15 protein-coding genes are annotated in these 22,100 nt (G+C 43.5%); 5 read left to right on the top strand and 10 right to left on the bottom strand.

Going from position 1 to position 22,100, the window contains the following annotated elements; translation table 11 throughout:
- Positions 1 to 14: 14 nt before the first annotated feature.
- The 7 genes from I6E61_RS13580 to I6E61_RS13550 form a co-directional block, all read right to left on the bottom strand.
- Positions 15 to 659, bottom strand: coding sequence for a CDP-alcohol phosphatidyltransferase family protein (locus I6E61_RS13580; RefSeq protein WP_194196788.1), 645 nt, complete (start codon positions 657 to 659; stop codon positions 15 to 17).
- A gap of 40 nt (positions 660 to 699) precedes the next feature.
- Entirely contained in the window at positions 700 to 1,329 is a 630-nt protein-coding gene (locus tag I6E61_RS13575) for an ATP-binding cassette domain-containing protein (RefSeq protein ID WP_110922831.1), read from the bottom strand.
- Positions 1,330 to 1,376: 47 nt separating this feature from the next.
- On the bottom strand, positions 1,377 to 3,188 hold the full coding sequence (locus I6E61_RS13570) for an ABC transporter permease (RefSeq protein ID WP_194196787.1): 1,812 nt from the start codon (positions 3,186 to 3,188) through the stop codon (positions 1,377 to 1,379).
- Positions 3,185 to 4,483: an ABC transporter substrate-binding protein gene (locus tag I6E61_RS13565; protein ID WP_197135239.1), complete on the bottom strand. Its 1,299-nt coding sequence runs from the start codon at positions 4,481 to 4,483 to the stop codon at positions 3,185 to 3,187. Before I6E61_RS13565 ends, I6E61_RS13570 begins: the two co-directional genes overlap by 4 nt.
- 7 nt (positions 4,484 to 4,490) lie before the next feature.
- Positions 4,491 to 6,644 (bottom strand): FAD-dependent oxidoreductase, encoded by a 2,154-nt coding sequence (locus tag I6E61_RS13560; RefSeq protein ID WP_197135238.1) that lies wholly within the window; start codon positions 6,642 to 6,644, stop codon positions 4,491 to 4,493.
- Positions 6,645 to 6,988: 344 nt separating this feature from the next.
- Complete coding sequence (locus I6E61_RS13555) at positions 6,989 to 7,408, bottom strand: hypothetical protein (RefSeq protein ID WP_197135237.1); 420 nt, start codon at positions 7,406 to 7,408, stop codon at positions 6,989 to 6,991.
- A gap of 370 nt (positions 7,409 to 7,778) precedes the next feature.
- Positions 7,779 to 8,312 carry a DUF2058 domain-containing protein gene (locus tag I6E61_RS13550; RefSeq protein ID WP_110922836.1) on the bottom strand — a complete coding sequence of 178 codons (534 nt, stop codon included), beginning with the start codon at positions 8,310 to 8,312 and terminating at the stop codon, positions 7,779 to 7,781.
- Positions 8,313 to 8,788: 476 nt separating this feature from the next.
- On the opposite strand from I6E61_RS13550, the gene I6E61_RS13545 reads away from it, so the two are divergent.
- Positions 8,789 to 9,652, top strand: coding sequence for a universal stress protein (locus tag I6E61_RS13545; RefSeq protein WP_197135236.1), 864 nt, complete (start codon positions 8,789 to 8,791; stop codon positions 9,650 to 9,652).
- A 168-nt stretch (positions 9,653 to 9,820) separates the two neighbouring features.
- Positions 9,821 to 10,504 carry a cupin domain-containing protein gene (locus I6E61_RS13540; protein ID WP_197135235.1) on the top strand — a complete coding sequence of 228 codons (684 nt, stop codon included), beginning with the start codon at positions 9,821 to 9,823 and terminating at the stop codon, positions 10,502 to 10,504.
- 129 nt (positions 10,505 to 10,633) lie between these two features.
- Here the strand turns inward: I6E61_RS13540 and I6E61_RS13535 are convergent, their stop codons facing one another.
- The gene (locus I6E61_RS13535) at positions 10,634 to 10,843 is read right to left on the bottom strand and encodes a TonB-dependent receptor (RefSeq protein ID WP_197135234.1); all 210 of its coding nucleotides are present in this window, start codon (positions 10,841 to 10,843) and stop codon (positions 10,634 to 10,636) included.
- 103 nt (positions 10,844 to 10,946) lie between these two features.
- Positions 10,947 to 13,151, bottom strand: coding sequence for a TonB-dependent siderophore receptor (locus I6E61_RS13530; RefSeq protein WP_227685945.1), 2,205 nt, complete (start codon positions 13,149 to 13,151; stop codon positions 10,947 to 10,949).
- A 290-nt stretch (positions 13,152 to 13,441) separates the two neighbouring features.
- Between I6E61_RS13530 and I6E61_RS13525 the strand changes: the two genes are divergently transcribed.
- Positions 13,442 to 14,950 (top strand): PepSY domain-containing protein, encoded by a 1,509-nt coding sequence (locus I6E61_RS13525; RefSeq protein WP_197135233.1) that lies wholly within the window; start codon positions 13,442 to 13,444, stop codon positions 14,948 to 14,950.
- 250 nt (positions 14,951 to 15,200) lie between these two features.
- Here the strand turns inward: I6E61_RS13525 and I6E61_RS13520 are convergent, their stop codons facing one another.
- Entirely contained in the window at positions 15,201 to 16,910 is a 1,710-nt protein-coding gene (locus I6E61_RS13520; protein WP_197135232.1) for a multidrug ABC transporter permease/ATP-binding protein, read from the bottom strand.
- A gap of 1,268 nt (positions 16,911 to 18,178) precedes the next feature.
- On the opposite strand from I6E61_RS13520, the gene I6E61_RS13515 reads away from it, so the two are divergent.
- Both I6E61_RS13515 and I6E61_RS13510 read left to right on the top strand, forming a co-directional pair.
- Positions 18,179 to 19,162, top strand: a complete 984-nt coding sequence (locus tag I6E61_RS13515; protein ID WP_197135231.1) for an OmpA family protein — start codon at positions 18,179 to 18,181, stop codon at positions 19,160 to 19,162.
- A 77-nt stretch (positions 19,163 to 19,239) separates the two neighbouring features.
- Positions 19,240 to 22,100 (top strand): Calx-beta domain-containing protein (locus I6E61_RS13510; RefSeq protein WP_197135230.1); only part of this gene is annotated, 2,861 nt, incomplete at its 3' end.

Here is a 22,100-nt window from a genome sequence, read left to right as displayed (position 1 = left end):
ACTCTTCACTGTTTTTATGGATATGGTTTTTGATGAACGTCAGTCTCTAGCTGTTTGAGTGTATGGTAGCCCCCATGGATGCGGGTGAATATTGTGACGGCACAAGCAGTCGCAAAGATACCAGCAAGGAGTGAGAAGTGCTGCGGCCAAAGACAAAACGCCACAAACAGCGCGATGGTTTCGGTTCCTTCAGTCAGGCCGTTTAGATAGTAGAAACTCTTGTACTTAAACTGCGGCTTGTCCAGATTGAACTTTTCTGCTGCAATGGCAAATGCCAAAAAGCTTGAGCCAGTACCAATGAAAGTGGCTAATAATATCGAGCCTGCAATGGCGTTTTGTTCAGGATTTGCCAAAATAAAGCCAAGCGGTATGGCTGCATAAAATAAAAAATCGAGCGTAATGTCCAAATAGCCACCAGCGCTTGAGCTTTGGTTGGCATGTCGAGCCAGAGCACCATCCAGACCATCAAAAACGCGATTCACTGCAATGGCTGCAAGCGCCCCATACCAAAACTCAAACGCGAGTAATGGTAAGGCTAGCATGCCAATCAAAAACCCCATCATCGTGAGTTGATCTGCTGTGACACCGCGCTTATGCAGTACGACAACCACAGAGGTCAGTATTGGTTTGATGATGGGCGTGATAAATTTGTCGAGCATGCGAATGGCCTTCTGTAAATCGCGTTGATGTCTAAGACAATCAGGTTAAATGAATAACTTTGCCGCCTGCTGCTTCGGCATCGCTATGGTCATGCGTCACCATAATCGCAGGCAGTTTGAACGTGCGAATTTGCTCAAATACCAACTGACGTGTATCGACTCTAAGCTGTGTGTCCAACTTACTAAATGGCTCATCGAGCAATATGGCTTTTGGCTCACTCATCAAGGTTCGTAGTAGGGCGATTCGTGCTTGCTGTCCCCCTGATAAGTTATCAGGATGTCGACTACCCATGCCTGCCAATCCAACTTGCTCTAATGCTTGTTCGATTTTTTCTAAACGCTGTTTTTTATTACCTTTGGGCATAGCAAAGGCGATATTTCCGGCAACGGATAAATGTGAAAACAGCAAAGGGTCTTGATACAGCACCCCAATATGGCGTAAATGCGGCGGAAGTTGGCACACGTTTTCATCATTTAACCAAGCTTCGCCCGTGGCATGGAAACCGCTGGGCAATGTACCTGTTAGCCAGTTCAAAAAGCTCGATTTACCACTACCAGATGGCCCCATAACGGTGAGTATATCACCGCCAAAAATTTGCTCATCTATGCCTAGTAGACGCGTGTCTTCTCGATATAGCTCTAAGTTTCTTATCTCTAAAGATGGTGACATCAAAACCCCTTTATTCGTATTGTCATTATTGGCTTATGTAGGGCGTGTTAATGAGTGTTGTTTTTGCCACTTCTAAAAATATATTTAGGGAGCAGACTTGCCAGTATAAAACCAATCAGCGGTAGTGCCATTTGGATGATGGCATAGACCGCACTAGTGCGCCTACTGGCCCCATTCGCGAGTGTCACGGCTTCTGTAGTGATGGTTGCAATACGTCCGCCACCTGCCAATAACGTCGGTAAATATTGGCCGAAGCTGATCGCTAGGCCCAGTGCAACGGCAATCAAAATGGGCGTAAACAGTTGTGGTAGTTTAACCTGAAAAAACACTTTTATAGGTGTCGAACCTAAGCTTGCTGCCACATTCGCAAAACGTGGGTCTAAGCGTCGATAGCTGCTAGCCAGCGATAAAAACACATAGGGCAGTACAAATAATAAATGTGTAAATGCCACATTAAAAAACGCCGCTTGGTTATTAACCAACTGCTGTAGCCAAACCAAGCCAAACAAGAAAGCGATGCTAGGCACCAGCAGCGGCAAGTAAATGATTAAGCTGGTAAAGTTTGAAAGTCGCTTTGCACTTAATTGCTCGGCTTCCAAACATAATAATGTGAGTACAATAGCAAAGAGTGTGCTCACTAGGCCGATAGCAATGGTATTAAAGAGTGGCGTACCCATTTGCATAAAGGCGCTTTGGAAATGTAGCAATACAAACTGTTCTGGCAAAGCGTCTGGAAACCGCCAAAACCCAGCCACTGACCACATGGCAAGACCAATGAGTGACATGAAAATAAAGCCAATGACCACAGTAGTCATAGTGGCCGTGATTCTCTGACAGACAGCATCTCCATAATTGCGTTTACCATTGGTTAGTGAGCTACAGAATAGTATTTTTACTATTTGCTCACCGCCAAGCCATAAAGCGATCAAGCCACCCGTCAATGCCAGCTGTAATAGTGCCCCTGCTGATGCTTTTATACGTAAATTCAGGTCCACGTCATTGAACCATTGCATGATAGTGACTGCAAGTGTGGGCGGTGTATTCGGGCCCAATATCAATGGCATCTCTACGCTGGCACTGGCATAGGCAAGCACTGCCAAAATCGGCAAACGCAGCAATGGATATAGCAGAGGAAATACCGATTTAAAAAAGGCGGCAATCGGGTAATAACCCAGATTTAATGCGACTTTATACTGTTGACGCAGTTTTTTACCAAGCTCTGGTTGTGCCAAAGCACCCAATGCGATTAATAATAAAAAAGGCAGTTCTTTCAACGTCAAGCCCAGAATGATACTGATACCGTAGGGGTCATGAGGAAATATCCCCTCTGGTGACATTTCCCAACCGCTTAACCATGGTGAAATTAATCGTGAAAACATACCAGAAGGCGCAATGAGAAAACCAACGGCAATCGCCGCTGCGGCATGAGGAATCACTAAAATGGGGCTTAGCAAATGCTCGATACGCGTGAGCCAAACACTATTGAAAAACGCTGCCAGTATCATAAGTGTCATGACAAAAGCGAGCAGAGTACTGATGAGTCCAGTTGCCAGGCTAAGCGCCACCATCTGGGTAAGACCTGGCGTCATCCAAAGATCTTTGAACCCTTGTAGACTGATGGTCGTCTGGTCAAGCGCGGGCACCCAGCTAAACGCAGGCAATAGCACACTAATCAGTCCGCCGAGTACCGGTAGCACCAGTATCAGCAATAAAAGCTTTGGACTAGATATGGCAATGCGCGTAAATAGGTCTTTTTTATAAGGAGTGGCAATTGCCGTACAATTATTGACGCTGCCTTTATTTATATCATTTTTATTGACACTGCTTTGAGCGGCCTTGTCATTCAAATCTTTATTCATGGGCGAACCCCGTAGCGTGCTTGCCAGCCTTTCATGATTGCTTCAACCCAACTTGGGTGTGGCTCGCTCACTGTGCGTGTAATACTATCAAACGGCAGTGCGCTAGGATGGGGTTTGTTGGTTTTAAACAAGGCTTGCTGCTCAGAGGTGAGGGTAGACTGGACGAGTACGGTTTTGTCACCCCATACAGAAGGCGTTTGTTTTTTGGCTTGTGCCTCTGGACTCATCAAAAAGTTAGCGACGAGCTGTGCTGCTTGTGGATGGCTGGCATTATAAGGAATGGCCACAAAGTGAGTATTACTCAAGCTACCATCGCTCATCGCATAGCTACGAATACTTTCAGGTAAGTCATAACGCTGCACAGCTGCTGGAACTTCAGGGGCTGAAAAGCTGAACGCTAAACTAAGTTCGGTATCATCGACCAACCGACGCATTTGCGCACCCGTTTGTACAAACTGCTCACCCCTGCGCCAAAGCGTCGGATGTAAGTCATCCAAGAATTCCCATAGTGGGTCGAGGACAATCGCTTTATTCTGTTCAGTGACAGGCATGTTGAGCTGAGCGCTAGTATTCTCGCCAGTATCGGCATCGTGTTGCTCATGCAGCATGACCAAGGCGTATTTCAAAAAGCTCATGCCTAAAAAGTCAGGTGGTTTTGGATAGCTAAAGCGCCCGGGATTTTGTTTTGTCCAAGTCGTTAGTTCTTTTAAGGTAGTGGGTGGCTTTTTGACGGATAGATTATCGTAATAAAAAGTCAGTGATGCTTGTCCCCATGGTGCTTCCATACCATTGGTCGGTACACCAAAATCAAAGGTAACAGCAGGGTTGTTATCAGGGTCAGTGAGGGCAAAATTAGGCAGCTTGTTTGCCCACTGTTTAAGCAATAGTGAATTCTCGCTCATGGTGGCGAAGTTTGCGCCATTAATCCATATGAGGTCCACGCTACCTTGATCATTGTTATTGGCTGATTTTTCTGCCAATACTCGACTGACGGCTTCGCTGGTATCTGTGAGTTTGACATGGACCAAGTTGATGTTGTGTTTATCATCAACTTGCTTGGCTACCCACTGTAAATAGGCATTGATTTGAGGGTCGCCGCCCCACGCGTAGAAGTAAACGTCTTGATTTTTACCCTGAGATTCAACCTGCTGCCAAAGTGACTCCTTGCCACCACTGCTGCCTATATTAGGGGAGGCAGTGCTGGCAGAGATACCAATACAAACGCTTAACGCCATAGCATAAGAGCTATAGCGCATGACGTTTTTTAATGCTGGCAAGGATTTAAGAACGTGCATTGATGGGCTAACCTCGACGCCAAGTATGGTATTTTTCTAGCCAGCTTAATACGCGCTGAGGGGCATGGTCACGTTTCCATTCTCCAGCCACATACTTGTTGCCTTCCGCCCAAGTCGGGTAGCTATGAATCGTACCAAGTATTTTGTTCAGTCCTAGGCCGTGTTTCATCGCTAATACAAACTCAGCAATCAAATCACCAGCATGTTCAGATACGATGGTCACGCCAAGTATTTTATCTTTCCCTTTAGGGGTAATGACTTTGATAAATCCTTTAGCTGCGCTGTCAGTAATGGCACGGTCCAGCTCTTTAAACTCAAAGCGAGTAATCTCGTACTCAATACCTTTATCTATCGCGTCTTGCTCATTTAAGCCCACACGAGCGACTTCTGGATCGATAAACGTGGTCCACGGAATCACACGGTAATCTACTTTGAACTTTTTCAGATTGCCAAACAAGCCGTTCACTGCGGCGTACCAACCCTGATGGGATGCGACATGAGTAAACTGATACGGACCTACGATATCACCTGCTGCAAAAATATTAGGATACAGCGTTTCTAAGTATTCGTTGGTGACGATGGTACGGTTGGTTTCGATACCCAAATCTTCAAGGCCGTAACCAGTAAGGCGAGCGCTTCGACCAACAGCACACAATAGCTCGTCATACTCTATATCGATTTCAGTATCGTTGTGTTTAACGACAATATACTTTTTGCCATCGCGAGCTTCACAGCGCAATGCTTGATGTGAGGTCAAAATATTTACGCCGCTCTCAACCAGCGCTTGGTGTGCAAAGGTAGACACTTCAAGATCTTCTTTGATCATGATGCGCTCACTCATCTCAATTTGAGTCACACTTGAGCCTAAGCGTGCAAAACTCTGCGCCAATTCACTACCGATAGGGCCACCGCCCAGTACGACCAGCTTTTTAGGCGCTTCGTCTAGTTCTGCAAACTTGTTCCATATGGTATCGCTGGTCACGTAGCCCGTTTCTTCAATACCAGGTAATGGCGGTACAAATGGGCGTGCACCAGTTGCAATAACGATAGTACGCGCAGTTAGTTTTTGTGTGCCACCATCATTTAGTGCGATTTCTACCGTCCATGGATCGATGAGCTTGGCATAGCCTTTTACTACATCGACGCCCAAATCGGTATAACGCTCAACACTGTCATGCGGTGCAATCTCAGCCACGACATCATGTACACGTGCCATGACTTTTTTGAACGAGAACTGCGGAGACGCATTTTCAAGGCCGTAGTTTTCACCATGGCGAATTTGATCTGCGATTTTTGCACTTTTAATCACGGCTTTACTTGGGACACAACCATAGTTTAAGCAATCACCGCCCATTTCACCAGCTTCGATTAACGTTACTTTTGCTTTAACAGCAGCAGCAATATAGCTCGTTACCAAGCCGCCAGCACCCGCACCAATCACAATCATGTTACGGTCGAACTGTTTGGGCTTTGAGTAGTTTTTATAGACACGACGTTTTTTGAACACGTTTAAAATTCCTTTAGCAATAAGCGGGAATATGCCCAATAAAGCGAACGATAAAATTAGATTGAGCGATAAAATACCTGACAAGCTTTCTATTTGAGCAAGTTGCGTACCCGCATTAACGAATACAAAAGTACCCGCCAGCATACCTATTTGGCTTACCCAGTAGTAGGTCCATGACTTAATGGCGGTCACACCCATGAGCAAATTGATTAAAAAGAAGGGAAATACAGGCACTAAACGTAATGTGAATAAGTAAAAGCCACCTTCTTTTTCGACGCCAGCGTCGATAGCGGCAAGGCGTTCAGGAAAACGCTGTTTGATGGTATCGCGTAGTAAATAACGTGATGCTAAAAACGAAAGTGTCGCGCCAATACTTGATGCAAATGAGGCAATGACTAAGCCCTGAAATAGACCAAATAGAGCCCCAGATGCTAGCGTTAAGATAGCAGCGCCAGGTAGTGAGAGAGCAGTAACAACAACATATAGTAAAAAGAATCCACCGATAATCAGTAACGGTGATTCTGCTTTATAGTCGTTGAACTGCGCCATCGAGCCTTTTAAGCCCTCAAGCGTCAACAGTTGGTTGAGGTCAAAGTAGAAGAACCCCACTGCTAATAGCACTATTAACAGTATTAGAAATATTCTCTTAATCATGAAAGATTCGGCCTGATAGTAAAGCAAAGGTTTCATTCATAGTCATATTTCTATAATTAAAACTATGATCAAAAAACTTTTGCTGTTTTAGTGATGGTGGCAATTACATTGAATTGTTGAATAATCTATTCGTTTACCTGCAATAAAACAGCTAAGTTGTTAGTTTTAATAATATATAGCTTGTACCGCTTTAGCTAGCATTTATATTATTGCACCGTTTAACCTCTATAGCTTTGCTACGGCAACACCTGCATTTGACGTACCACCTGTACGGTCTCGCTTGGATTGCTGGTACTGAATTTATTTAGATTTGACCATAGTCAAACGATAGACTCTGTTTATAGCTATGCCAAGGGAACGGTTTTGCCCACGGTTCGTTTGCCTAGTGTCAATGTATCCCAGTCTCTCATCAAGAAGAGAGCGATACATGCTGCTAGCATTGGCCATGCGGCAAAAAACAACAGGTTATCAAATGGTTCTAGATATAAAGAAAAGGTCGCAAAAGTTGAGCCAGCATGAGCCAGCAGAACAATACCATAGGTCCAAGTTTTAAATAACCCGACGACAAACAGTATGATGAGTATCAACTGAACAGCGCCCATAACATAGAATATGGAATCACCCATATTTTCCATTCCATAAAACTTAGACATAACGCCTGCGGCATGGTCAGGATTGATAAATTTATCAAGCGTCCAAAATAAAAAGACAGTGAAGACACCAAGTCGAAGCAATAAGAGCGAAAGTGGTAAATGTTTTGGCATGAGAAATCTCTTTTTGAGAAATTTTGAAAGCCTTTTCAAAAATTCTTGATGAGTAGGGTGCCGAAATTGGCTTTTGTTATATGATTAGTAAAAGTCAAAATGTATTCAATTCTTGAGTGATTGCTCAATTTCAAGCAAACCTAAGCACTAGAGAGGTCAAGAAATCGCATTGTAGTTGTTATTGAATGGTTGTTCAAGTTCGCATTGCCACGTATGGCAGGGTTATGGCGATTTGTTACCTTTTTCTATAAAACCTGTAACGCTAGCTTAAAGGTGATTATTTTCTATACAATAAAAAACCCTTTGTAGAACTAAGTATTCTACAAAGGGTATCTAAGTTAACAAAGCAAGTCTTACAAATACTGATTGGTTACCACATCAAATCATCTGGAATCACATAGGCGGCGTAAGGGTCATCTTCTGCCAGCACGTCTTCTGATGTATCGTTTGATACGACCATGAAGCCTTCCATTTTTGAGTCTATACGATCTGCTAATGGACGGGGAAGTAATGCATAGCCTTCTTCTAATCGCGCAATGACGACATGACCGGCGACGATTTGGTCATATAGTTTTTGGGTAATAGAGATTTTTTTGACTTTAGAACCATCGACAAACTGATAGCTGACATCACCACTGATATCAGTGATTTGATGCTGCTTAATCATTTGTATAATATTGGCCTTGAGTGCCTTTTCTTCTAAAGCGCGTTGTTTTTCTTGATTGAGCTGCTGATCTTTCTCTAGTTTTTTTGCTTGCGCATCTGCCAATGCTTTTTTGGCCTCTAAACTTTCTGAGTCACCAGTACGCTTAGCATGCTGATTCTGCTTGCTGATTTTATTGGCTTTTTTGCTATCAACCAATCCCGCTTTGAGTAGTTGAGCCTGTAGGGCATTTTTTGCCATAATTCCATCACCTAAATAACGATATTTAAATCACAAATGCTAAAAAATACATTGTAGCAAAATTTGTTAGGGCATGTTGTTAGACGATGACAAGACTTTGTTGATGCGGTAAAGTCATGCATTTTTAAATCTTGCGCAACGCTACAGACAGCAGAATAAAGATTATTGTAGAGGCAGGCACACATCACTGGATGAAGTCAGCCAAATTGGTTACTATCGAAGTAATGGGAAGGATTCTCTCAGAGCATTTAGAATGAGCATTGGACGCCATATGGAACTAGGGCCTATCCTCAATTCACTCGATAGTCATCTAAATGGGCTAAAAATGGCTAAATCTTGCCAAACATCGTCAAATAGCTGACTAATATCTCGATATTATCTGCGCTATTTTCCTTGTTTGACGGCAATATATCTCATTTTTATCACCATTTTTAAAATGAGGACACGCCCTAAATAATTAAAATTAAGGACATATTATGACAACATCACAGCACGTTTTAGCTTGTATTGATGGTTCAGCAGTGACTGAATCGGTTTGTGACTATGCAGCATGGTACGCCAGTAAGTTAAATTTACCTGTTGGCTTGTTGCATGTCAGTGAGGTTCCTGCATCGACCAGACGCGATCTGTCGGGCGCGATAGGGGTGAACAGTCGTCAGTTTTTGTTAGAGGAACTGACCCAGATGGATGAGCAAAGGGCGAAGGTGGTCAATAGTTATAGTAATGCCTTGGTTCAAGATGCAAAAAGCCACATCCAAAGTGATTTCGGTGATGTCGCTATCCGCATCTATCAACGCCGCGGCAAGCTGCTACCTGCCATTGAGCATTTTAAAACAGAAAATCGTGCCATTGTCATGGGTCGACGCGGAGAAGATCACAAAAACAGTCGTATCAATATCGGTAGTCAAATCGAAACAGTCGCCCGTGCATCCGATGTTCCTATATTGATTTGCTCAGAGACATTCAAAGCGCCAAGCTCGTACATGATCGCTTTTGATGGTAGCAAAACCGCTATCAAAGCAGCATGGATGGTTGCAAGAAGCCCAGTGCTAAAAGGGCTGCAAGGTCATATCGTCATGATAGGAAGCCACAATGATGCCGCTAAGCAGAGCTTGAGTGCCGCAGCAGCACAATTAGAAGCAGCTGGGTTTATTGTGGCCGCTCATCATTTGTCAGCGGCTGATGCGGTCAATGGTTTGTTGGCTTTTCAAACGGAAAATAACATCGATATCATGGTCGTGGGTGCTTACGGTCACTCTAAATTGCAGCAACTGTTTCTCGGTAGTACGACAACAGAGATTATTGCCAGTACATTGTCGCCAGTCATTTTAGTGCGATAAGTGCAATAAAGGTCGGGGCGTCTTATAAAACTGGTGCATTTGTTATCTATCTCTAATGATTCTTAAAAAATGATTGATAATTATGAATAAGGCTCAATAAATGATGCCAGATACTTTATAAGAGAGTATTTAGTTGCCTTGCACACTACTATTTTTGGACATAATCTTATGCTTATTAATGCAGATTTCTCTAGTCGCGCCGCACTTGCAGTTGAAGACCAACAATGGGTAAACTCACCGCAGAGTGGTGTAGAGCGTATCATGCTAGATCGCGTTGGCGAAGAGAAAGCCCGAGCCACCAGTCTGGTGCGTTACGCGCCTAATTCTTATTTTCCGCATCACTTGCATCCAGGTGGTGAAGAGATTTTGGTATTGTCAGGTACGTTTTCTGCAGATGACAAGCACTATCCAGCAGGCTGGTATTTGCGTAACCCACCGTCATCAGGTCACACCCCTTATAGTGACGAAGGTGCGGTGATCTTTGTGAAGCTCAGACAGATGCCGTCTGATGAAGACCGCTATGTTGCTATTGATACTCACGATGATGGCAATTGGACACGCCAAGGCAATCGTGATGTCTGTGCGCTTTTTTCTGATGATGGTGAGCAGGTGAGTTTGCAACGTCTCACAGCAGGCGACGTATTATTCGACGAAGATATCATTAGTGGTGTAGGTGCAGGCGGTGCAGAGTTACTGGTTGTAGAGGGCAGCCTATTAGATGGTGATAAGGTATATCAACGAGATAGTTGGATACGTCTACCAGTAGGTGAGCAGTCGAAAATAAAAGCAGGGTTAGAAGGCGCCACGGTATATGTTAAGAGAGGACATCTAATACAAGTGATTGGTCTGTGATTGGCAATTGACCAAGCCACCTGAATTTTCTGTCTTATTTTCTACCTTGGTGTTATAAATATGCACCCTATACTTTCATCTATCATTTGATAAAAACTGGCTATTATGACAATAGCCAGTTTTTTATGATTAGAAATTGGCTTTTACACTGACTGTTATTTGACGCTCGGGTCCCATCCAGCAGTTATTGCTGTCGTAACAGGAGCTAACATAGGTTTTATCAAACAGATTATTCACACTAGCACCGACAGTGAGCGTCGGGTTGACTTGATAGCTGCCGCCAATATCTACCAGTGTCACGCTTGGTAGCTCGTCTGAATTTTGTTTATCTATCTGCATAATTTTCTGCCTTATTTTCTACCTTGGTGTTGTAAATGTGCATCTTATACTTTCTATCATTTAATAAAAACTGGCTATTATTACAATAGCCAGTTTTTTGTGATTAAAAATTGGCCTTTAGACTGACTGTCATCTGGCGCTCTGGTCCCATCCAGCAGTTATTGATGTCATAACAAGAACCGACGTAGGTTTTATCAAAGAGGTTGTTGATACTGGCACCGACAGTGAGCATAGGATTAATTTTATAATTGCCACCGATATCTACCAATGTCACGCTTGGCAACTTATCTGAATTTTGTTTATCGATCTGCATGCCGCCTTCATAGCGAACACCCGCATTGAGCGTCAGCTTATCTGTGGCGTAGTAGTCTGTCCATAGCGTGGCTTTATGTTTCGCTGTTTGCGCTGGCGTGTTACCGACCACATCAGGGTTGAACTCATCTTCTGTAATCTCAGCATCGGTATAGCTGTAGCTCGCCGCGACATCCACCCAGTCATTGAGCATATGACTGCCGGATACTTCAAATCCTTTAGACGCAATCTCACCCGTTTGGGTTTGACTTCTATAGTTGACGTAATCTGACACCACGACATTTTGTTGTTTAATATCGAATACTGCCAGTGTTCCCTTGGTTCCGCCATCTGTCGAGAGATATTTAATACCGGCTTCTAGTTGGTCAGCCGTCGTAGGCTTAAATGGCTCATCGGTCACGAAGTTACTGCCAACGACTGGCTGGAACGATTGTGAGTAGCTCGCATAAGGCGATAGACCGTTATCGAAAACATAAATAGCAGCCAGACGACCACTGGTTTCTGACGCATCATTATTAATGGTTTTGTCGCTATACATCACACCCGCCGAGGCTTTGGTTTGATCGGTGATGCTCTTAAATTTATCATGTCGTAAGCCTGCAACCACTGTCCAGTCTTGCCATTTCATCTCATCTTGCACATAAAAACCAAGCTGGCTCTGTTCGATGTCTTCATATTGACTGTAGACATCTAATGGCAGCGTGTCGGTATTGATTTGAGAGAAATCAGGGTCAGACAAGTCAAGGTTTGGCGTACCATCCGCGCCAGCATCATAGTACGCGGCAGTGCTATCCGTCTCTTGATACTCGACACCAAATAATAAATTGTGCGAGGTATTGGCTGTATCGAATTTATAAGCCAACTGGTTGTCTGTGGTCCAGTTTTTCATGGTTTCATCAGTGGTATAGGCCACACGGTTCAATATCGTATCACTACCGCTGACAAACCCTCCACTATTATACATATTGCGTTGCTCTGCCTCAGCATCGGTATAGCGCAGTATGTGCTTAAAGGTTAGTTGGTCATTGATGTCCCAGTTTACGGTGACACTCGGCATAAACACTTCTTTGCTAAATTTATTCCATTCGTCACCCGCATAGGCATCGCTATCCAACTTGCCGTAACTGGCGTTATAGACAGTACCTACCGAAGGCAGTGGAGTAGAGGGCACCATGTCTGGATCATCTTGATAAAATAGATTAGCAAGTACGGACACATTGTCTGTCGCTTGCCATTCAAGCGATGGGTTGAGCAGGGTGCGCTCTTCTTCCGTGGTCTCCATCTGGCCGTCTTTTTTGCGTTTTAATGCCACAAAACGATAATTTAAGCTGTCTGTGAGCGTCCCGGTTGTATCGATGGCCACTTCTTTTAGGTTTTGAGTACCTAGTCGTAGCTGTACTTCAGTTTCTTGAGTGCTTTTGGGTGTCTTGGCAATTTGATTGACCATACCACCAGGGGCTGTATAACCATACAGGGAAGAGGCTGGCCCTTTCACGACTTCTACGGCTTCCGTCGCATAGATGTCTACTTGCGGCATAAGGTTCCAAGCACCATCGTAAGGCAGTCGCAATCCATCATAAAAATTCGATAAAGTCTTAAAGCCACGGACTCTGTACTCATCAAAGATAGATACCGTGCCGCGACTCTCAGAGCTGACACCAGGCTCATAACGTAATGCAGCGTTGACACTGTCAGCTTGGCGTTTTTGCAATAGGTCTTGATCGATTCTGGTATAGCTCATCGGTGCATCATCAGGGTCTAATGCGGTTTTTGTGCCTGTACTGCGGTAACTATCGGCATAGACAGTAATCGTATCTAAGGTCGTTGATGGTGTCGCTGTCTCAGAATTTTCTGTTTGAGTATTGCTTAGCGTGCCCTCAGTATCAGCTGACTCAGCATAAGCGATATGACTGATGCTCATTGCTAAGCCAATTTGTACTGCTATGGCCAGATGTTTTTTTCGGATAGATTCAGAGGTTAGAGGAAGCCGCATCATATTTCCTGTTCAATAATATTCGTTGAATATGTTGGATTCAAATTTAGGGAGATAAATACGGAAATAATAATAACACTAATGATTATTGTTATCATTAAAAAGTTACAATTAACATATTCTAGAAATATTAGGCTCGGTTCTGAATGTTTAAAACACCCTAATATTATTGATATGTGACTAGAGGGGTAGTGGTTTTTTCAGGGGTTTTCTCGTATGATGCAGCCGATATTACATTATGAATAGATTTATGTTGTTACTTGGGCAATCAGAGATTATCAAAGGTCGTATTTATGAACAGAGACAGCAGTCGGTCACCTAACACGCAGCGTTATTTTACGGTATGGCGCTGGCATTTCTATGCTGGCATGTTTGTCGCGCCTTTTTTGATTGTTTTGGCGGTCACCGCACTGGGTATGCTGTTTATGTCCAACACAGCAGGTAGAGATAACGATCGCTTAACTGTCATGATTCCAGAGTCGACTGTCCAAGCACCAGTGTCTATACAAGCCAAAAACGCGCTCGGTACTTTACCTGATAGCGCATTGATCAAATATATTGCACCCCGTGACGCAGAGACCGTTGCTTTGTTTCAGGTGCAGTCAGAAGGCCAGACCAATATGGTGGCAGTGAACCCCTATACAGCTGATGTCGTCAATAGCGCACCTGCTAGCAGCGGTCTTTATGATACGTTTAATAATATTCATAGTGATTTGCTCATCGGTAAAGCAGGAGATTATCTGCTAGAAACGGCTGCCTCATTGACCATCTTGATGATTTTATCGGGTTGGTATCTCTGGTGGCAAAAACGCAAATCAGTTAAGGCCATGCTGATACCTAACGAGGTGGTAGCCAACAAGAAAAAACGCTCTTTTATCCGTACTATTCATGCGACATTGGGGAGTTGGATATCGATCCTGCTGCTGTTTTTCTGTATATCAGGTATGGCGTGGGCAGGTGTGTGGGGCGAAAGAATGGTACAAGCATGGAGTCAGTTTCCTGCAGGTAAATGGGGCGTTGCTCCTATGCCGGTATCAATTGATCATAGCCAACACAGCACTGCGATGCAGGAGTCAATGGCTGCACCTCACGTCCATGGTGCGGCAGCATCTGAAACACATACTGAAGCACCCACGCACGGCAGTGTCTTAAACTCGGGCGACACTAAGGAAGTTCCTTGGGTGCTGGAGCTGACGCCGATGCCAGTATCAGGTACGACGATGGGTAAGGATGGTATCGCGCCTAACATACCTATTATGATCGATACGGTAGACCGCTACGCTCGTGAAATTGGATTTGTAGGCCGTTATCAGTTGAACCTGCCACAAGGTGAAACTGGGGTTTGGACCCTCAGTCAAGACTCGATGAGTTATGATATGACGAGTCCAACCGCTGATCGCACAGTACATATCGATCGCTATTCAGGCAATGTCTTAGCTGATATCCATTACGACGACTATAATGCCTTTGGTAAGTTTATGGCGGCAGGTATTGCTATTCACATGGGTACGCTCGGATGGTGGAGCGTGATGGCCAATATCTTGTTTTGTCTGTTTGTTATCGTAATTAGTGTGAGCGGCTATATCATGTGGTGGCAACGTCGCCCTAGCAATACCAATGAGAGTAGTGGGTTAAACCCGCCAGCAAGTGGTCAGCGTTTTTCTATTTGGTGGCCGCTTGCTATTCCTTTACTGATAATCGCGATGATATTTCCGACAGCCATTATCGCAATCGTTGTCATTGCACTGTTAGACTTTTTGGTGATATCTCGTAGTGCTTTTTTACAGAAATTATTAAAATAAGCAAACGGCTTAGACGAGTTTTCAAGTGTCTAGATACTTTGGATTCATATATAGTCAAAGAACGCCAAAATGGGTACAAGGCAGCCGACTACAGATTGTACAAGTAGTACATCTAAGGAGGGTAACGCCGTAGCGGTTTAGTATTTCACCGACTATAGCTATAGCGTGATTCTTTCTACCATAATGGGGCGACTTATCATAAGTCGCCCCATTTTTTTTCGTGACCGTCTTCATCTATAACAAGTCATACTCATTGCAACATGGCGATTGCATCGGTACTGGCGCGCTGTCGTTCTTCGGCATTCAATTCAATCAATCGGCCTTCTTTCATCAATAATAACCGGTCAGCGTGTTCAAAATAGCTGTCGTCATGACTGATAATAAACAGTGTTTTGCCCAGTGCTTTTAGCTCAGGTATTAGCGTTTGATAGAACACACGGCGAAAAGCAGGGTCTTGGTCAGCGGCCCACTCATCAAGCAATAAAATATCTTTCTGTTCGGCGACAGAGAGTAGCATGGCCAATCGTTTACGTTGACCTTGAGATAGCTTGTCTGTAGAGAGCTGATGGTCAGCCACGCTTACTTTGTCTTGTAGATTGAGCTTAAGTAGCCAGTCAGATACCAGTGCCGCATCAGGCTGATTTCCTTGATTGCCAATTAGCTGCTTAAACAGATACTGATCACTAAAAATAGCAGAAAACAGCTGTCTATAATCGGCATTATTCTCTGAATCAATGTTGTCTTGATCTACGTGTACAGAGCCTGTGGTAGGGGTGAAAATCCCCGTAATGATTTTGGCGAGGGTAGACTTACCGCTACCATTAGCGCCGATTAAGAACACTACATCGCCACGTCTCACGGTAAGATTGACCGACTTCAAGATATCATCAGGGTTATTTACGTCAACAGCTAGATTTTGTGTCTGCGTATTGATACCGCTATAGCGATAACTAACGTCAGTCAGTGAGATAGAGTGCCAGTCTTTTGCCACGCGATCAGTCATAAATTCTGCTTGGTAGTCAGCCAGATCTAGAGACTGTATTTTGTCTAGTGCTACTTGGGCAGTCTGTAGGGTTGGATACGCACCAACCGCGTGCAGAATGGGTGATTGCATAAATAGAATGGTTAAGGAAAAGGTGGTTGCGACGCCCATCGGTATATTCAGATAATTCGATACCGCAAACACCACACCAATCGAGGCAAACATCATGATATTGGACCAGTTCACAGCAGATAAGTGAAAGGTATCAGATTTAATAACGGTTTTTTGGTATGACTTAGCATGGGATAAAAATTCATCTGCATATAACTTTTCAGCGCGGTACTGATTGAGCGCAAGCTCCTTACGACCTTCTATAATGGATTGATAATCTTGATATAAAAAATCATTAATCGCTCTGAGCTCTATCAAATGAGTATACACATGCTTGACTAAAATGGTGCTTATCCAGATTGTCATCACAATCCAAAACATGATGATAAACAATAGTGGAAGTGACAACCATCCTAAATAAAGGGCAACACCCGCAGATAATATAACGCCTTGTACCAATTCTGGCATGCGTACAAAGGCAGTCGTAATAGACTGGATGTCTGAAGATAAGCTGGCAATTAATCGTGCACTACCTAAGTGATCTATCTGCGGCACTTTGGTATCTATAATTTGTTTGACCAGTTTTGTTCTGAGCTCGTACACAAACTGATGGCCCAGACGTGTCAACGCATACTGTGATAAAAAAGTAGTGATTAATAGTAGTGCAATCAAGGCGGAAAAATAGCCTAAGCTAAGTAATGACAAAGTAGCAAAAACAGGCTGGCTGATAAAGGTATGGTTTATATACGCAATGATGCCCACACTGACAGCCGCATTTACCAAATTAAGCAGGATAACTTTGAGAAAAGGCAGGCGATAATGCGTCCAAATCATATGGTACAAAGAAGCGGTAGTGCGTGAAGACATAATGGCTCGTTATGATAATAATTGTATGTGTGATGGGAGAAAAGGATTGTTAGGCAAAGCCTGACTTTTATCGTAAATATACAAGTAAGTTTTAATCATTGCAGACTATAAATTGAGAGTTGCTAACGTTATTTATTGCACTTCTCTGAATGATATTCGGCGGTATCTTATCAAGACAGCAGAAGATATATAGATATACGTGGAATAGAAGAAGGTAGGCAAGAAAAGTCAGACAGGCCTTAGATGTTATTGATAACCATTTATATTTACAATATTGTGACGTCAATCTGTATATGTGTCAACGTGTTTGTGACCGTGAGAGGGAATGCTGAATATTGTGTTACTACCGTTTTAAGTGATGCTGAAAAAAGCATAGAACTCAAACTCGATTGATTTCATCGTATCGATAGGAATCTATCATGGTTAAGAATAGGTAAAACGGAAGTATGAAATTCAAGATAGCAGTGGTCTAAAAAATAGTAGACAACCATGCAGTATATCCACGACTGCGCATCAGTTAGGTAGGATCAGGTATATACTATCTCGTAAGTAAGAAAACCAAATCGAGGTAATCTCATCAGTATGGAGTAGTATGATTCTTAGGTTATGAGAGCACTTAAATTAAGTAAGCTGTTTGAAGGGAAGTCATAGATTTTTGAAGAAGAATAAGAGGTATTACATAAGGAGAGATAAAGCGACATACTGCCTTGTTTTAACGTAACATATAGTCAAATCCGTTACATCATCCTCGCTAAGCGTAATAATGTATAACTTGCACTTGATTTCCTTGTATCGAAATTATTTGAATTCAACTATAGCAGTTACGAGCGTGGTGAAATTTGGCGTCAGAACTTTTTATAGAATAAGATGTAGAAACAGGTTTGGCTTGATTTTTGCTGTTATGCTATTGGTATCTAGACTTTGGCATAAGTACCTACGGAATTGACATCAGATAACCATATATAATGGTAGCTGGTCATAGAATATACGCCACTTATCGTGTATGTGCTTGATTTTTTTGACATTGACAAACTATATGGGTTATACCTACATCTATATAATATTTATGAAGTCTGATCGAATTATCAGTATAGACATTAGCCTTTTACACCATCTAAAAAACGCTCTGCGAAGGCAAAGGCCACCAATAAATTATTAATAAATAACTATATTCATATTAAGGAATATATCTTTTATACAGCAATTAATTCAAAAACGCCATATATTAATCAACAATAGCTCAATAAATTGTTATTTAGGAAGTTATCATGAGTAAATTTTTCAAAAAAGTCATCGTCGAAGTAGCGCTAGTAACCACGCTGCTAGGAGTGACTGCTTGTGCGACCACAACGGCTAACAGCCGCCTCGATAATAATGGAGATACTCGCCGTGTTGATAGGGTTGTATGGAATAATCAAATTGACAGTGATATCAGTACTGTATTGGCGAAACAAGTCGCGAGTGATGAAGTTCGACTGATATTTGTGCGCAAAAGTGATAATGATCCGGAGCAAACCAGTGCCAATATTGCGATTAATAATAGATTTCAAGTCAGTTTGCATCCTGGTAATTATACAGCGGTCAATTCTTGTGTGGGTACAAACCAAATAAGTGCTCATGCAACTGGTTTTAAAGACAATAATCTGTTGGCCGAGCAAAAAGATTACGAGCTGGTTGGTGGTCAAACATACTTTTTTTATGTAGATATGGATGAAAATGGCCAAGGTTCGCTCAATCAAATAACGACAGATAGCGCATTACCACTGCTAGAAAATAAGCGTTATCAAACGCATCAAATCAGTCGTGTCGTACCAAACTGTCCTGTACCAGTGATTGCTACTACACCGCCAGTAAAGCTGCCGCCAGTCGTGGAGCAACCTGCCGTATTGGCCGAAAAGATGACAATTGATCTTGAAGTATTGTTTGAGACTGACAAAGCGATCGTACGGCCTGAATATGATACAAAAATAGCTGAATTGGCAGAGTTTATGGTGCAATACCCAAATACAATAGCGACCATTGAAGGTCATACTGACAGTCGCAGTAGTGATAGCTATAACCAAGCATTATCACAGCGCCGAGTCGATGCTGTCAAAGCGCGTTTGATTTCAAAATTTAACATCAAAGCTGAGCGTTTAAGCGCGATTGGTTACGGAGAGACACAGCCAAGAGCCAGCAATGATACTGTAGAGGGTCGTCAGCTAAATCGCCGTGTGATAGCTGTCGTAGAAGAAGATGTGCGTCATCGATAATTTTATTTTACTTTGGTAGCTAAGGTTGCCTGATATAAAGAAATTTAGCCAATATATTTAAAATCAAGGGTAAAAAAATGAATACTATTATAATTAAAATTAATGATGCCACTCAAACTATCAGCCAAGTACCGGTCGTTACTAAAGACGGTATACCGACAGTTATCGCAGCCACTGACAAAGTGAACTATGAGTTTTTTGACACAGCGATTGGCCATGCCCCTAACCATATCATCACTAAGCGCCTAAAAAACGACTTGCATGTCTCATTCGAAGAAGAAGGGGTAGACAGCGATCTGATTATAGAAGGCTTCTATGATACTTCAGACAGTGCTTTAGTCGGTGTTGCTGAGGATGGTGAGTACTATTATTACATTCCTGACACTGGCGAAACCTACGATTATGTGACTCAGTTAGAAATCGGTGATGTAGAAGGACAGGCGCTTGGCGGTGAAGAATATATTGCAGTGGCTATACCTTGGTGGATACCTGCCGCTGCAGGACTTGGATTGGCAGGTTTGATTGCGTGTATCAGTGGCGGTGGTAGTGATGATAATGATAATGCTCCTGTTGCTGAAGATGACACTGTCTTTGGTGAAACAGGTCAGTCAATCATTATCGATGTCGTGGCAAATGATAGCGATCCTGAAAATGACCTAGACCCAACGACCGTAAAATTAATCGACCCTGTTACCGGTGATGAAGTCACCAGCTTAGTAGTAGATGGTGAAGGTACTTGGCAAGTTGACCTTATGACAGGAGAGGTTAGCTTTACACCAGAGTCAGGTTTTACCGCTGATCCAACACCAGTTGACTATATAGTATCTGACACCAATGGCTTGCAGTCGAATCAAGCGACCATCGTTATTGACTATCCACAAACTTCTCCTATTGCTGAAGATGACACTGTCTTTGGTGAAACAGGTCAGTCAATCACTATCGATGTCGTGGCAAATGATAGTGATACTGAAAATGACTTAGACCCAACGACCGTAAAATTAATCGACCCTGTTACCGGTGATGAAGTCACCAGCTTAGTAGTAGATGGTGAAGGCACTTGGGAAGTTGATCCTACGACAGGAAAGGTTAGCTTTACACCAGAGTCAGGATTTATCACTGATCCAACCCCAGTTGACTATATAGTATCTGACACCAATGGCTTGCAGTCGAATCAAGCGACCATTACCGCAGACTATCCATTAATAGTTAGTATCACAGGCACCGAGAGCTTGAACGAAACGACTGTTGATGGCAGCTCGAATGAAGCAACCTATACGATTAATCTTAGCAAACTAAGCAATCAAGACACTGTGGTCACTGTTACGATTGGTGGCGGTAGCACCGAAGGTAGCGAGGACTATACAGCACCTATAACTCAAACAATCACTATCCCAGCAGGTCAAACGTCAGCGAATGTCACTGTACCGATTACGGATGACAATCTGTTTGAAGGCCCAGAAGACTTTATAGTTATGGTAACTGAAGTCATATCCGGTACAGCCTCTGTTGGACCAGATAATAATAGTGTTACAACTACTATTTATGATAATGGTACTACTGACGGTAGCATACCAGTTGATCCTACTGATCCATCGGTAGGTGATGACACCCCAGTTGTGAGCATTAGTGGGACTAAAACCTTGAGTGAAACTGCTGCTGATGGTAGTGCAAATGAAGCGACCTATACCGTTAGCTTAAGTAATCCGAGCACTGAAGATACGATTATTACTGTTACTATTAGTGATGGAAGTACTGAAGGATCAGCTGATTATACAACGCCTGTGACACAAGATATTACTATCCCAGCAGGACAAACCTCAGTGGATGTTACTGTAACGATCACTGATGATAATGTGTTTGAAGGTCCAGAGGACTTTACCGTTAAGATCGTTGCAGTCACATCAGGAACAGCAACTATTAGTACTGATAATGACACGGTAAGTACGATCATCTATGATGATGGCACTACTGACGGCAGTACACCTGTGGATCCTAATAATCCAGCTTTGGGTGGCGACAAACCAGTGGTTGATATCGCAGCGACTAAAGCGGAAGCCATTGAAGGTGTTAGTAATGGTTTGGTATTTGAAGTATCTCAGAACAACTTAAGCGAATTTCCTACGACTGTAGATGTCAAGTTAGCGGATAGCACAATAGAAGCGGCTGATATTGCATCAATCAGCTATACCGATATTAATGGTAAGGTTATATTTCTAGATAATGTAACAGATATTCAGACATTCCTTGATGAAGGTATTCAGGTCACCATCCCAGCGGGCAGCACGTCTGCGCCAGCCATTACCTTTACTGTAGTCGATGATTTGGTTTATGAACAATCAGACAGTTTGGTGCTCGAGATCAGCAATCCGATCAACGCCAGCATTGGCACCGCCACCGACAGCGCCACCATCTTCGATGAAGATGCGGCAGACGGCACCGTCAACGAGGGCGACAAACCGACCGTCAGCGTGGGCAATGCCAGCGCCACAGAAGGGGACAATCTGGTTCACCAAGTCACCATCAATGGCGTCACCGAAGCCGACGTCACCTATGACTTTGACTTGGCAGGTAATAGCGCCACAGAGGGCGATGATTACAGTAGCGACCCTGCTGATCTCCTCTTTAGCAATGGCGTCACCTATGACGCTGCCACCGGCACCATCACCGTCCCGGCTGGGGTGACCGACTTTACCGTCAGCTACCCGACATCAAATGATGCCATCCTTGAGAACAATGAAACCACCAGCTTAACCATTGGGGCGGATAGTGGCACTGGCACCATCATCGATGCCGGCGACGCCATACCTGTGGTGAGCATTGCCGCAACGAGTGATAGCGCCACCGAAGGCGCAGGCGACAGCATCGTCTTCGCCATCAGTCAAACGGGCGCGACGGACAAAGACAGCACCGTCACCGCAAGCCTAGCGCTTGGCGACAT

Origin of the sequence: Psychrobacter sp. NZS113 (assembly GCF_015864825.1) — a bacterium.
GTDB lineage: Bacteria > Pseudomonadota > Gammaproteobacteria > Pseudomonadales > Moraxellaceae > Psychrobacter.
The sequence above is the reverse complement of the archived record's forward strand: the minus strand, read 5'-3'. Positions and strand labels throughout refer to the sequence as shown.

Coding starts and splice junctions, on each gene's coding strand:
- I6E61_RS13580 (WP_194196788.1), bottom strand. CDS start 659: ATGCTCGACAAATTTATCACGCCCATCATCAAACCAATACTGACCTCT.
- I6E61_RS13575 (WP_110922831.1), bottom strand. CDS start 1,329: ATGTCACCATCTTTAGAGATAAGAAACTTAGAGCTATATCGAGAAGAC.
- I6E61_RS13570 (WP_194196787.1), bottom strand. CDS start 3,188: ATGAATAAAGATTTGAATGACAAGGCCGCTCAAAGCAGTGTCAATAAA.
- I6E61_RS13565 (WP_197135239.1), bottom strand. CDS start 4,483: ATGCACGTTCTTAAATCCTTGCCAGCATTAAAAAACGTCATGCGCTAT.
- I6E61_RS13560 (WP_197135238.1), bottom strand. CDS start 6,644: ATGATTAAGAGAATATTTCTAATACTGTTAATAGTGCTATTAGCAGTG.
- I6E61_RS13555 (WP_197135237.1), bottom strand. CDS start 7,408: ATGCCAAAACATTTACCACTTTCGCTCTTATTGCTTCGACTTGGTGTC.
- I6E61_RS13550 (WP_110922836.1), bottom strand. CDS start 8,312: ATGGCAAAAAATGCCCTACAGGCTCAACTACTCAAAGCGGGATTGGTT.
- I6E61_RS13545 (WP_197135236.1), top strand. CDS start 8,789: ATGACAACATCACAGCACGTTTTAGCTTGTATTGATGGTTCAGCAGTG.
- I6E61_RS13540 (WP_197135235.1), top strand. CDS start 9,821: ATGCTTATTAATGCAGATTTCTCTAGTCGCGCCGCACTTGCAGTTGAA.
- I6E61_RS13535 (WP_197135234.1), bottom strand. CDS start 10,843: ATGCAGATAGATAAACAAAATTCAGACGAGCTACCAAGCGTGACACTG.
- I6E61_RS13530 (WP_227685945.1), bottom strand. CDS start 13,151: ATGATGCGGCTTCCTCTAACCTCTGAATCTATCCGAAAAAAACATCTG.
- I6E61_RS13525 (WP_197135233.1), top strand. CDS start 13,442: ATGAACAGAGACAGCAGTCGGTCACCTAACACGCAGCGTTATTTTACG.
- I6E61_RS13520 (WP_197135232.1), bottom strand. CDS start 16,910: ATGTCTTCACGCACTACCGCTTCTTTGTACCATATGATTTGGACGCAT.
- I6E61_RS13515 (WP_197135231.1), top strand. CDS start 18,179: ATGAGTAAATTTTTCAAAAAAGTCATCGTCGAAGTAGCGCTAGTAACC.